The 12206-nt window shown below is 64.4% G+C and carries 10 protein-coding genes and 1 pseudogene; 5 read left to right on the top strand and 6 right to left on the bottom strand.

Features of this window, described 5'->3' with window-relative positions; translation table 11 throughout:
* Window positions 1–224: pseudogene (locus tag DID96_RS31480) on the bottom strand (hypothetical protein); the annotation flags it as partial.
* Window positions 225–486: 262 nt separating this feature from the next.
* Between DID96_RS31480 and DID96_RS31475 the strand changes: the two are divergent.
* The 3 genes from DID96_RS31475 (at window position 487) to DID96_RS31465 (ending at window position 4058) form a co-directional block, all read left to right on the top strand.
* Complete coding sequence (locus DID96_RS31475; RefSeq protein ID WP_124603125.1) at window positions 487–1908, top strand: PLP-dependent aminotransferase family protein; 1422 nt, start codon at window positions 487–489, stop codon at window positions 1906–1908.
* Window positions 1909–2032: 124 nt separating this feature from the next.
* Complete coding sequence (locus DID96_RS31470) at window positions 2033–3055, top strand: class I fructose-bisphosphate aldolase (protein ID WP_124603124.1); 1023 nt, start codon at window positions 2033–2035, stop codon at window positions 3053–3055.
* Between the two features lie 295 nt (window positions 3056–3350).
* Complete coding sequence (locus tag DID96_RS31465) at window positions 3351–4058, top strand: hypothetical protein (RefSeq protein ID WP_124603123.1); 708 nt, start codon at window positions 3351–3353, stop codon at window positions 4056–4058.
* 112 nt (window positions 4059–4170) lie between these two features.
* Here the strand turns inward: DID96_RS31465 and DID96_RS31460 are convergent, their stop codons facing one another.
* Window positions 4171–5049 carry a MurR/RpiR family transcriptional regulator gene (locus tag DID96_RS31460; RefSeq protein WP_124603122.1) on the bottom strand — a complete coding sequence of 293 codons (879 nt, stop codon included), beginning with the start codon at window positions 5047–5049 and terminating at the stop codon, window positions 4171–4173.
* Window positions 5050–5328: 279 nt separating this feature from the next.
* Entirely contained in the window at window positions 5329–5505 is a 177-nt protein-coding gene (locus tag DID96_RS39170; protein WP_260464075.1) for a hypothetical protein, read from the bottom strand.
* Here DID96_RS39170 and ggt point away from each other — a divergent pair.
* On the top strand, window positions 5504–7165 hold the full coding sequence (gene ggt, locus DID96_RS31455) for a gamma-glutamyltransferase (RefSeq protein WP_311767776.1): 1662 nt from the start codon (window positions 5504–5506) through the stop codon (window positions 7163–7165). The two genes, DID96_RS39170 and ggt, sit on opposite strands and share 2 nt — an antisense overlap.
* A gap of 182 nt (window positions 7166–7347) precedes the next feature.
* Window positions 7348–8649: a dicarboxylate/amino acid:cation symporter gene (locus DID96_RS31450; protein WP_124603120.1), complete on the top strand. Its 1302-nt coding sequence runs from the start codon at window positions 7348–7350 to the stop codon at window positions 8647–8649.
* Between the two features lie 135 nt (window positions 8650–8784).
* On the opposite strand, the gene DID96_RS31445 is transcribed toward DID96_RS31450, so the two are convergent.
* Genes DID96_RS31445 through DID96_RS31435 form a run of 3 tightly spaced genes read right to left on the bottom strand, consistent with a single transcriptional unit; the run spans window position 8785 to window position 12129 of the window.
* Window positions 8785–10101: an HlyD family efflux transporter periplasmic adaptor subunit gene (locus tag DID96_RS31445; protein ID WP_124603119.1), complete on the bottom strand. Its 1317-nt coding sequence runs from the start codon at window positions 10099–10101 to the stop codon at window positions 8785–8787.
* Window positions 10102–10135: 34 nt separating this feature from the next.
* Window positions 10136–11638 (bottom strand): efflux transporter outer membrane subunit, encoded by a 1503-nt coding sequence (locus tag DID96_RS31440; RefSeq protein WP_124603118.1) that lies wholly within the window; start codon window positions 11636–11638, stop codon window positions 10136–10138.
* A 53-nt stretch (window positions 11639–11691) separates the two neighbouring features.
* Window positions 11692–12129: a MarR family winged helix-turn-helix transcriptional regulator gene (locus DID96_RS31435; RefSeq protein WP_124603117.1), complete on the bottom strand. Its 438-nt coding sequence runs from the start codon at window positions 12127–12129 to the stop codon at window positions 11692–11694.
* Window positions 12130–12206 lie beyond the last annotated feature (77 nt).

Genomic DNA, 12206 nt, shown 5'->3' with positions numbered 1-12206 from the left:
AACTGGGTCAGCGTGCGCGCCGAGAAGTCGTACAGGAACAGCTGGCTCGTGCCGTCACCGTAGGACACATAGCTGTGATAGACGAGCTTGCCCGTCAGCGCGCTCGGAAACGACGCGTTGGACTGGGACGGAGGGTTGGAGATGCAGGCTGCGTCGGCGGCGTTGCCGACCAGGTTGAGGGCGAAGCCGGCCACTAGGCCCGCGATGAGGGTCTTCGTTTTCACGCTGAGTGATCCTGGGAAAGAGGGACGCCGGCAGACAAGGTCCGGCGCGAACGCGCAGGACCACGGATCAGCCGTCGGGCAGCATGAATTCCGTATCGAGTGGTCGTCGGTAAGCAGAAGGCGAGAGGATGCCCGCGAACGGGCCGGATGAAAAGGATCAGAGCCCGTTAAAAACGAGCGGATCAGCGCGGAAGACGGGTTCTGCGGGGCGGGGAGCGTGCTACTCTTTTTGCAGCAATCCACGGAGGAACCGGGGACAGGCATGAAGCGTTACGCGGTGCTGGCGAAGACGATAGCCGATGCGATCCGGCGCGGCGACCTGATGCCCGGCGCGCGCATTCCGACCGTTCGCGCCGCGAGCCAGGCTTATCAGGTGAGTCCGGCGACTGTCTTCCGCGCGTACTACCTGCTCGAGAGTGAGGGCTTGATCGTCGCGCGCCCGCGTTCCGGTTATTTCGTTTCCGAACTCGGCGGCAAGCGCGTGCGACCGGGCCACGGCCCGCCTCGCAAGGCGCCGGCTGCGCCGAGTGTCGTGGACGACGCGCTGCACCGGCTCATCGATTCGATCAGGTGTGAAGATTTCGTGGCACTGGGCTCGCCGTTCGCGAGCTATTCGCTGTTCCCGATGAGCAGCTTGTGGCGATGCGTGACGTCGGTGGCACGCACGATGGACCGCACGAAGCTGCTGTCCGGATTCCCGCCCGGAGATGAAGGGCTGCGCCGGCAGATTGCGCTGCGCTATCTGATCGCGGGCGCCGCGTTGCCGATGGACGAAATCGTCATCACGACCGGCGCGCTCGAGGCGTTGACGCTGAGCCTGCAGGCGCTTGCGCGCCCGGGCGACATGGTCGCGATCGAACGTCCGGCGTTCCATGAGGTGCTGCAGGCGGTGCAACGCCTGCATCTGAAGGCCGTGGAGATTCCGGTCGATCCGCACACGGGCCTCGACCTCGACGCACTCGCCGAAGCGCTCGACCGGCATCCGATCCGCGCATGCTGGTTCATGACGTCGTTCCACAACCCGACCGGCACCACACTGACCGACGAGCGCAAGCGTGCGCTGATCGATCTGCTCGCCGCGCATCGGGTGCCGCTGATCGAAGACGATGTGTATGGCGAGCTGTACTTCGGGACCACACCCGTTCGTCCTGCGAAACTGTACGACGATAGCGGGCTCGTTCTGCATTGCGGATCGTTTTCGAAATGCCTGGCGCCGGGTTTCAGGATCGGCTGGGTCGCCGCGGGGCGTTACGTGCATCAGATCCGGCAGGCGAAATGCGTCGCCGCGCCGGCGGCCGACGTGCCTGCGCAACTGGCCATTTCGAACTATCTGCAGGACGGTGGTTACGACCGCTTTCTGCGCAAGCTGCGGCGCAATCTTGCCGCACACCAGGCGCAGATGCTGGCAGCCGTCCACGCGTATTTTCCGCAAGGCACGGAAGTGCTCGCGCCGCGTGGCGGCTACTTCCTGTGGGTCGAGTTGCCGCCGCGCGTGGACGCGCTGCGCCTGTTCGGGGCCGCGCTGGAACACGGCATCAGCATTGCGCCCGGGCCGATCTTTTGCAGGACGGGAGGATTTCGTCGCTACGTCCGGCTCAACTATGGCCGTCCATGGACGGCTGCCGTGGAGAACGCGATGCAGACCATCGGTGCGCTCGCGGCACGGCAGAAACACGCACGCTAGCACGGTAAATGCAGGGCGTTTCAATGCGCGACGCATGCCTTGCTTTCTGGCTGTACGGCGACCAAAAATGTGAAAAGGGACGTTGCGATGCGCGTCCTTCCGAGCGGCATTCATGGGAGCGGACATGAGCACCGGGAACGATCTGCAGGCGACGGTTCGGGCACTCGTACAGGATGGCAAAGGCTTGCTCGCCGCTGACGAAAGCGGGCCGACCATCGCGAAGCGCTTCAGGACGATCGGCGTCGAATCGACTGACGAGAACCGTCGTGCGTGGCGCAGCCTGTTGCTGACGACGCCGGGCCTCGGTGAATTCATCAGCGGCGTGATCCTGTATGAAGAGACGTTGGGGCAATGTGCAGACGACGGTACGCCGTTGCCCGAAGTTGCCGCGCGTCAGCATATCGTGCCCGGCATCAAGGTCGACGCCGGCAAGATTCCGCTCGCGCATGCGCCCGGCGACGAAATCACGCAAGGGCTCGACGGGCTCGCGAAGCGTCTCGATGGCTACAGCGAGCAGGGCGCGCGATTTGCGAAATGGCGCGCGGTGTACAACGTGTCCGCGACGCTGCCGAGCCGCCTCGCGATCGAAGCGAACGCCGACGCGCTCGCGCGCTATGCGTCGATCTGTCAGGAAGCCGGCATCGTGCCGATCGTCGAGCCGGAAGTCCTGATGGACGGCGATCATTCGATCGAGCGTTGCGCCGAAGTATCCGATGCGGTGCTGCACGAGGTGTTCGACGCACTGCATCGCTATCGGGTCGAGCTTGCACATATGTTGCTCAAGCCCAGCATGGTCGTTCCCGGGAAAGCGCACGCGACGCAGCCGGCATCCGCGGTGGTTGCCGATGCAACGGTTCGGCTGTTGCGCAGCATCGTTCCTGCCGAAGTGCCCGGCATCTTCTTCCTGTCCGGCGGGCAAACACCCGAGGAAGCGACGGCCAATCTCGATGCGATGAACCGCATCGCCGGGCGGCCGTGGCTGTTGAGCTTTTCCTACGGACGCGCGCTGCAGGAGCCGCCGCTTGCCGCGTGGAGCGGGCAGGCGGCCAATGTGCGTGCCGCGCAGGCCGCGTTGCTCAAGCGCGCGCGCCTGAACGGTGCGGCATGCCGCGGTCAATACGACGCGACGATGGAGCGCGATCCCTGAGCGGATTCGCGCGGACTCCACTTACGCAATCGATCACGTCAGTCCTGGTCAAACGATGCAAGTCCTGTCCAAGCGGAAAGTCAGCGAGCGCGACACGGTCGAGAGTGTGATGAACGCTCGCGTCAGGGTGCGGCCGGGCGTCTGCTGGCGTTGCAGGCAGTGCGGCTTCGAGGCGTTCCGCGCGCTCGAGCATTGTCCCGTTTGCGGCCGGCGGAACTGGCCATTCGTTTCGCGTCTCGCTGGCTCCGGCGATGCGCATCGCGTCAACGCGGTGCGATCGGTCGATAGCTGGCGCATGCGCATTGCGCGTTTGCTGCATGATGCGGCAGTTCGTCAGCCTCGCCCGGGGACGGCGCCCGCGCTGAGCCTCGTGACGCTCGTGCTGGTGTTCGGCGGCTACGTCACGCTCGACAAGGTCTGCAAGGCCGATCCCGTCTGCCGTGCAAAGCAGGTCTCCGGTCCGCAGATGGTGATCGTCGACATGCCGTCGTCGGCGGATCTGGCTGCGATGGTGGGCGATCCGTCGACGCTTTTGCCGCTCGCCGTTCCATTTCGCTTGCCGGATTACGATCTTCTTGCGGCGCCCGGGGACGGCGACCCGAGCGTGGATCCGGACATGGATCGCGCGGGCGAACCGAAGGAAACGGTGAATACGCGTCGCGCGACGGCGCTGAGCAGGCCGGCGGACGTACCTCGCGTGACGGTGCAGAACAAGCCGGCGGACGCGCCGCGTGTGATGGCGCTGAACAAACCGGCGGACGCGCCTCGCGTGACGGGGCTGAGCAAGCCTGTGGACGCGCTTGCCACGCGTCCATGCGCGAACCGTTCGGCCCCGGGCTGCGTGCGGCCGCATGGCGGCGCGATACGCGTCGCCGAACTGCAGCGCACGCATGAGCAGACGCGTCATGAGCGTGCGGTACGCAACTCAAGCACGCACGGCGCGGCCCTGCAGCGGTCGCCGTCAAACCACATCGACGTTGCAAAGCTGTACCGCGGGCACTGAGCGTTCGCGAAACAGTGTGTGCGCGCCGCCGTCGATCCGGTTCAGCTCATGCGCGGTGTGCGCTGCCGAGGTTTCGTCGCGTCACAAGCGTCGCACCAGGCTCGAGTGCCGATCACTCCGGCAGTTCCCGCTGGTTGACGTCCTGCTCGATCCCCCCGGCGTTCAGAAGTTCGATCTTTTCCATGCGCTGCCTTGCCTGCTCGGGTTGCCGGTTCGTCACGCCGATCACCAGCGCTTCAGCGAGTGCGAGCACAGGAACGTTGGTCTGCAGCATCGCGAACGGACGCCCCTGGATGCGGAGCACGATCTCGGCAAACTCGTTGGCCGGCGACATCCATTCGTCGGTGATCAGCACGATCCTGACGCCGAGCTGATGGGCGGATTTCGCGAATCGAATGCTGTCCTTCTGATAGCGACGAAAATCGAAGATCACGAGAACATCGTTGGGGCCCATGTCCGCCAGCGCAATCGAAGCCTGATTCAGGTTCGGTTCCAGGTACTGCACATGTGGCCGTGCATAGGCCAGCGTAAAGGAGAACAACGCCGCGAGTGGCGCCGTGTAGCGTCCGCCACCACAGAAGATGCGGACGTCCGGCGTGGCCAGCAGCGTCACGGCTTCGTCGAAGGCTGCTGCGTCGAGCCCTTCCGTCATCGTTGCCAGTGATTCGGAGAGCCGCTGGAATATCGCCGAGTGACTGTCGCGCATGCCCGATTCGGAATGAAAGGCATCCATCCGGGCGAGCGGGGAATTCATCGCGGCATCGATCTCGTTGTGCAGCGCTTGCTGGAACGACGAGTAATTCGGAAAGCCGATTCTGACGACGAAGCGAAACACCGTCGGGTCACTGACATCCGCCTGCTTCGCAAAGCCCGCAATCGGACCGAGCCCGAGACTGGGGTATCGATCCAGCAACGCCTGCGCGACCTTCTGTTCCGACGGCGTGAAGCTATCCATCTGGGATAGCAGCAACGCCCTGATGCTTGTCCCCATCGGGCACTCCGACTCTCACTTTTGAATGACGACTCGCAGACACGCGTCTGCTCGCGACTGCCCGCATGTTAGCCCATTGGCGGGCAGCGTTCCCCGCGACGGCAAAAAAAGAAGGGACGAATCACCGTCGCATACAGATCGTTCATCGCGCGCGTAATGAAATAAACATTTCAGTCGGGTGATGTTCGCTTTTTTGTCGGATACGTCAGGGCTAACCCTAGGTTTTTTATGTAAAAACCTGCGTGATATGATCGCGGCCTCGTCGGGATGTATTGTTTATTACATTGCAAATTCGTGGCGCGGGCAGGCCACAGGATCGCTGCGCATCTCGGCATGACCCTGTTTTCGTTTGGAGGATTCCGTCATGAGGCGGCTCGTTGTACTCACCCTGTTGTCGGCAATACATTTGAGCGCGTTTGCCGCGTCGGAACCCGCGGTTGAAGCGAAGAACGGCATGGTCGTTTCGTCGCAGCACCTCGCGTCGGAAATCGGCGTCGAGATCCTGAGGCAGGGGGGCAACGCAGTGGATGCTGCCGTTGCGGTCGGTTATGCGCAGGCCGTGACCAATCCGTGCTGCGGCAACATCGGCGGCGGCGGCTTCATGACCATTCACCTGGCCGATGGCCGGGATCGATTCATCAACTTCCGCGAGACCGCGCCGGCTGCAGCGTCGGCCAACATGTATCTCGATACGTCGGGCAATGTCCGGCCGGACGACAGTCTTTATGGCTATCGCGCGGTCGGCGTGCCGGGAACCGTCGCGGGCCTTGATCTCGCCCAGCGCAAATACGGCAACCTGACGCGCAAGCAGGTCATGGCGCCGGCGATTCGCCTTGCACGTGACGGATTCGTGCTGACGCGCGCCGATACGGACATCCTCGACACGACGATTCAGCGTTTCAAGTCGGACCCGGAGGCGGCACGCATCTTCCTGCGGGCCGACGGCACGCCGCTCCAGCCGGGCGACCGTCTGGTCCAGAAGGATCTGGCGCGTACGCTGGAGCGAATCGCGGCGCAGGGCCCCGAGGCGTTTTATCGGGGCGATATTCCGAAGATCGTCGAGGCCGCTTCGAAGCAGTCGGGTGGCGTGATCACGGCCGCCGACTTCGCGTCCTATCGGGCAGAGGACATGGAGCCGCTGAAATGCACGTATCGCGGCTACGAGTTCATCTCGGCCCCGCCTCCGAGTTCCGGTGGCGTGACGATGTGCGAGACGCTGAACATTCTGGAAGGGTATGACATGCGCAAGCTTGGCTACCATTCCGCGTCGGCGATCCACTACATGAGCGAAGCGATGCGGCACGCTTACGAGGACCGCAACACGCTGCTCGGCGATCCGAACTTCATCAGCAATCCGGTCAGCAAGCTGACGAGCAAGGAATACGCAGCGGAAATCCGCAAGCGCATCAGCGGCGATATGGCGACGGCGTCGGTCGACGTGCAACCTGGTCTCGGCGTGCACGAGAAGCCTGAGACGACGCACTACTCGATCATCGATCGTTCCGGCAACGCGGTCTCGACCACCTATACGGTCAACGGTCGCTTCGGCGCGGTGGTCATTCCGCCGGGGACGGGCTTTTTCCTGAACGATGAGATGGACGACTTCACCGTGAAGGTCGGCGCGCAGAACCTGTTCGGCCTCGTGCAGGGAACGCGCAACGCGATCGCGCCGGGCAAGCGTCCGTTGTCGTCGATGGCGCCGACCATCGTGAAGAAGGACGGCAAGGTGTTCATGGTGGTCGGGTCGCCGGGCGGCTCGCGCATCATCACGATCACGCTGCAAACGGTGCTGAACGTGATCGACTACGGGATGGCGCCGCAAGATGCGGTCGACGCGCCGCGCATCCACCAGCAATGGCTGCCCGACGAGGTCTATTACGAGACCTACGGCCTGTCGCCCGACACGCTCGCGATGCTTCGCAACATGGGCTACAAGATGGTCGAGGAAACCCCGTGGGGCGCGGCAGAGCTGATTCTGGTCGGTTTGCCGGGCACCGAGGCAGCGAGCCGGAAGAGTTCGGGGAACGACTCGTCGGTGTCGGGCAATGTACGGGTCGGTTTCGTCTACGGCTTCAATGATCCGCGCCGCCCGGCCGGATCGGCAATCGGTTACTGACCGTTCGACGCTGCATCGCCAGGATCAGGCGTTCGCGACCTTGCGGAGCAGATCCTGGCGGCAGAGCGTCCGACACTTTGCATCGATAGCAGTACGACATGTTTGCGACGCGCTCCCGTGGCACGGCACGGGAGCGCATGTTTCATCCTTTCTTGCACAGTCACCGTGCGCTGAATCTCCGTATGAACAAAAGAATTTCCGCGGCAGTATGGATTCTGATCGCGATGGTGGTCGGTATCGTCATCGGCTACATGATTTACACGCAGCTTCCGGACAAGCAATCCGCCGTTGAAATCGCGGGTTACATCTCGCTCGTGTCCGACGTGTTCCTGCGCCTGATCAAGATGGTGATCGGTCCGCTGGTGTTCTCGACGCTGGTCGTCGGCATCGCGCACATGGGCGATGCGTCGTCCGTGGGGCGCGTGTTCGTGAAGGCGCTCGGCTGGTTCGTCACGGCTTCGTTGATCTCGCTGTTGCTCGGGCTGCTGATGGCCAACCTGCTGAGGCCGGGCGAGAATCTCGGCCTGCCGCTGCCGGACATTGGCGCGTCGGCGCATCTCGCGACGTCCAAGTTCACGCTGAAGGACTTCGTCGGCCACATGGTGCCGAAGTCGTTCGCCGAGGCGATGGCCAATAACGAGATCCTGCAGATCGTCGTGTTCTCAATGTTCTTCGGCGTCGCGCTCGCGGCGCTGGGCGAGCGCGCGAAAATTCTCGTCGCGGCGATCGACCAGTTGTCGCACGTGATGCTGAAGATCACCGGCTACGTGATGAAGTTCGCACCGTTTGCCGTCCTGGCGGCGATGGCGTCGACCGTTGCAGTCAACGGTCTGTCGATCCTGTTGAAGTTCGCGGTCTTCATGGGCGATTTCTACGTGAGCCTGTTCCTGCTGTGGGGCACGCTCGTCGCTGCCGGGCTGCTGTTCCTCGGCCGCCGCGTGTTCAAGCTGCTGGCGCTGATCAAGGAAGCGTTCATGCTGTCGTTCGCGACGGCGAGCTCCGAAGCCGCGTACCCGAAGATCCTCGATGCGCTCGACCGTTTCGGCGTGCGCCGCAAGATCTCGAGCTTCGTGATGCCGATGGGCTATTCGTTCAACCTCGACGGCTCGATGATGTACTGCACGTTTGCGTCGCTGTTCATCGCGCAGGCGTACAACATTCATCTGTCGCTGGGCACGCAGATCACGATGCTGCTGATCCTGATGCTGACGTCGAAAGGGATGGCCGGCGTGCCGCGCGCGTCGCTCGTCGTGATCGCGGCGACCCTCCATCAGTTCGACATCCCGGAAGCGGGGCTGCTGCTCATTCTCGGCGTCGACACGTTCCTCGACATGGGGCGTTCGGCGACGAACGCGGTCGGCAACTCGATCGCCAGCGCGGTGGTCGCGAAGTGGGAAGGCGAGCTGATGTCGGAGTCCGAGGCCGAAGCGAACGCTGCGCGTCTCGATGCCGAAGTCGACGTGCGGGTCACGGAACGGGCGTGATATCGAACGGGCCGTCGTGCAGGCGGCCCGGACCCTGGATGGCCCCGTGCTCGGCGTCGATCCCGGAGTCGATCCCGGCGACGCCCACGTGGCGCTGGCCAGCCAGTCTCCGGTCGCCTTTCGCACTGCCGCGCATCAGCCTGCCGTGCGCAACGGCGGGTTGGCCGCAAGGCCGCGCTCATGCTGCTTCACAGGCGTCGCGCACGCGCCGATCTCGTTCTCCGCGATGATCTTCGCAATTTCCCCGTCGGCCTCGCGTTCATAGCCGGCGAAGACATCGGTGCGGTAACGCGTGTTCGTCGCGGCGCCGAGCTGCGTGCCCGACACGTCGTGCGTGTCGACGCTCGCCTGCATCGACAGGCCGATGCGCAGCGGATGCGCTTCGAGCTCGCGCGGATCGAGCTGGACGCGCACCGGCAGGCGCTGGACCACCTTGATCCAGTTGCCGGTCGCGTTCTGCGCGGGGAGCACGGCAAATGCGCTGCCTGTGCCGGCCGAGAATCCCGTCACGCGGCCGTGATACTCGACGCTCGAACCGTACACGTCGGCTGTCAACGTCACCGGCTGACCGATGCGCATGCGGGCGAGCTGCACCTCCTTGAAATTCGCGTCGACCCACACGCCATCGAGCGGCACGATCGCCATCAGCGGCGAGCCGGGCTGCACGCGCTGCCCGACCTGAACCGAACGCTGGGCGACGTAGCCCGTCACCGGCGCCGGCAGCGTGGTGCGGGCATAGGTCAGCCATGCGTCGCGCACCTTCGCGGCGGCCGCCTGCACGTCCGGATGCTGCTCGACCGACGTGCGGTCCGTCAACGCGTGATTTGCCTGCGCCTGCTGGCGGGCCGCATCGAGCGTCGCTTGCGCGGCCTTCACCGCGTCTCGCGCGTGTGCGATGTCCTCGGTCGACACCGCGCCCGTATTCGCGACCGCCTGCCGCCGGGCGAGATCGTCGACCGCGCGCGCGAGGTCGGCCTGGCGCTCCGCAATGTTGGCCGCGTAAAAGTCGTTGTTGACGTACAGCGTGCTCACCTGGCGAACCGTCTTGCCGAGCGTCGCCTCGGCATTGGCGAGTGCCACGCGCGCATCGACGGCATCGAGCGTCACGACGGCGTCGCCGGCCTTGACGATCTGCGTGTCGTCGGCATTCACGGCGACGACCGTGCCCGTGACCTGCGGCGTGAGCTGGACGAGGTTGCCGCGTACATAGGCGTCGTCGGTGCTTTCGTGATACTGGCCGAACGTCGCGTAGTACGCGCCGTAGCCGATGCCGCTCACGAGGACGGTTGCGGCCAGCAATGTCATCAGCAACTTGCGCTTGCCGGGTCGTGCTGCAGGCTGTGCCGCGGGCTGTTCCGTTGCAGCGGCAGGTGCGGCGTTGTCGCGTTCGACGGCCGAGTCGGAACGGGCCAGCGTATCGTCCTGCTGCTGATCGGGCGTTTGGGTGTTCATTGCATTCTCCATACAGGTAGGCAATCCCGCCGCGTCAACGCACGGCAACAACGGGAGCGGAAACAGGAGAAGAAGCGGGTGCGGCTGCAGCCGACGGGTCGACGTAGCCGCCGCCGAGCGCCGACGCCAGCGCGATCTGGCGGTCGCGGCGGGCCATCCTGAGGTTGGTCACGGCCTGATCCGCGGCGAGCGCGTTCGTATCCGCATTGAGCACCGTCAGCTGGTTGGTCAGCCCGGCCCGGTATTGCGTGAGCGCAAGCCGGTCGGCGTCGTGCGCAGCCTGACGGGCCGCTTCGGCGTCAACCAGTTGCGCATCCGTCGAACGGATCTGCGAAAGCGACGTCGCGACGCTCGACAGCGCATCGATCAGCGTCTGGTTGTAGCTGGCGACCGCGTAGTCGAAGTCGGCGTAACGCCCTTTCAACTGCGCACGCAACTGCCCGGCGTCGAAAACGGGCAGGTGAAGCGCGGGGCCCGCCGACGCCATCCGGCTGCCGGCCGTCAGGAAGCGGCCGAAGCCGAAGGCGTCGAGGCCGATCGCGGCCGCGAGGTTGATGTCGGGATAGAACTCGGCCTTCGCTTCCTTGACCTGATGCGTGATCGCATCGACACGCCAGCGGGCGGCCACGATATCCGGCCGGCGGCTGACCAGATCGGCCGGCAGATCGTCGGGCAGGCGCACCTCGTCGCCGGCACTGAGCGCCGGCCGCCGGATCGCGAGGCCGCGATCCGGACCGGCGCCGAGCAGCGCGGCGAGCTGATAGCGTGTCGTGAGAATGCTGCCGTCGAGCGCGTTGAGCGCGGCACGGCTCGTGGCGAGACCGGATTGCGCGATCTCGTGCTCGACTTCCGTGTCGAGACCGGTCGCGACGCGGCCCGCCGCAATGCGTTCGATCTGCCCGCGTTGCGACACTTCCTGCTCCGCGATGTCACGCAACGCGTAGAGGTGCGCGAGTTCGTTGTAGCTGCGCGCGACGGCGGTGGTCAGCGTCAGCCTGACGGCTTGCGCGTCGGCTTCGCTCGCTTGCACCTGCGACACCGACGCCTTCCAGGTTTCGCGTTTCTTGCCCCAGATATCGAGGTCGAACGACGCGGTCAGCAACGCTTCGTTTTCCGTTTGCCAGGAGCCACCGATGGGCTTCGGCGCGAGCGCATTGCCGCTGTACTGTTCGCGCGTGAGCGAATAGCTCGCATCGACGCGCGGCATCGTGCCGGCCTTCGCCGATTCGCCGTACGCCTGCGCCGCTGCGACGCGTGCGCGAGCCTGCGCGACGCTCGGGTTGCCGTTGAGCGCTTCGGCAACCAGCGCCTTCAGCTGCGCGTCGCCGAACTGGTCGACCCAGTCTGCTGCCGGCCAGTGACCGCGCTCGGCCGGCAGACTTTGCGCGGCCTGGAACTGGCCAGGTCGTGCCGGCTGGTTGTCGTCATGAATGCCGGCGTAGTTGGCGCAAGCGGAGAGTGCGGCTGCCGCGACCACCGCCACGACGGCCCGAATGGCGCGAACGATGACGTTTCGCTTAAATATCTGCAAATTCATTGTCAGACCTGTCAGATAAATGTCGAAAAAAGGGGGGGAACCCCCGCCTGCATTCAATCGCCGATGAACTTGCGCAGAAGGGCCAGCAGTTGCTCGAATTCTTCCGGACTGAAGGTGCCGAGCCGTGCGTTCAGTACTTTCCGCGCATTCGCAGGGAGCCGGGCGGCGACATCGATTCCCTTCGCGGTCAGGGCCAGGTTGACCACGCGGCGGTCCTCTTCGCTGCGCGAGCGCGCCAGCAGTTCCTTCGTCTCGAGCTTGTCGAGCATGCGGGTCATCAAACCCGTGTCGACGGCCAGCAACTTGGACAGTTCGAACGGCGTACTCGCCCAGCGACCGTGGATCGCCAGCAGGATGCCCATCTGCTGGCTCGTGATGCCGAACTCCTTGAGCGCCGTGTCCATTTCCGCCGTGATGACGTTGCGCGCCTTGTTGAGCAGAAACCCGACCGACTCGGTCAGGAAGAAATTCCGCGGCGTGTAGTGTTCCATGGCCAGATCCTGAATTGATTGATGGTCAATATATCTGCAAAGTCAGATATTGTCAAAAGGAAAGTTGGCGATGTCGG

The sequence above is a fragment of the Burkholderia sp. Bp8963 genome (assembly GCF_003854275.1).
Classification (GTDB): Bacteria; Pseudomonadota; Gammaproteobacteria; order Burkholderiales; family Burkholderiaceae; genus Burkholderia.
This window is presented reverse-complemented; position numbering and strand designations above follow the sequence as displayed.

Excerpts from the sequence above, each read along its gene's own strand:
- DID96_RS31475 (WP_124603125.1), top strand. The coding sequence starts at position 487 with ATGAAGCGTTACGCGGTGCTGGCGAAGACGATAGCCGATGCGATCCGG.
- DID96_RS31435 (WP_124603117.1), bottom strand. The coding sequence starts at position 12,129 with ATGGAACACTACACGCCGCGGAATTTCTTCCTGACCGAGTCGGTCGGG.
- DID96_RS39170 (WP_260464075.1), bottom strand. The coding sequence starts at position 5,505 with ATGCCGTTCTTCGCTTCAACCGCGGGTTCCGACGCGGCAAACGCGCTC.
- ggt (WP_311767776.1), top strand. The coding sequence starts at position 5,504 with ATGGTCGTTTCGTCGCAGCACCTCGCGTCGGAAATCGGCGTCGAGATC.
- DID96_RS31470 (WP_124603124.1), top strand. The coding sequence starts at position 2,033 with ATGAGCACCGGGAACGATCTGCAGGCGACGGTTCGGGCACTCGTACAG.
- DID96_RS31460 (WP_124603122.1), bottom strand. The coding sequence starts at position 5,049 with ATGGGGACAAGCATCAGGGCGTTGCTGCTATCCCAGATGGATAGCTTC.
- DID96_RS31465 (WP_124603123.1), top strand. The coding sequence starts at position 3,351 with ATGCGCATTGCGCGTTTGCTGCATGATGCGGCAGTTCGTCAGCCTCGC.
- DID96_RS31440 (WP_124603118.1), bottom strand. The coding sequence starts at position 11,638 with ATGAATTTGCAGATATTTAAGCGAAACGTCATCGTTCGCGCCATTCGG.
- DID96_RS31450 (WP_124603120.1), top strand. The coding sequence starts at position 7,348 with ATGAACAAAAGAATTTCCGCGGCAGTATGGATTCTGATCGCGATGGTG.
- DID96_RS31445 (WP_124603119.1), bottom strand. The coding sequence starts at position 10,101 with ATGAACACCCAAACGCCCGATCAGCAGCAGGACGATACGCTGGCCCGT.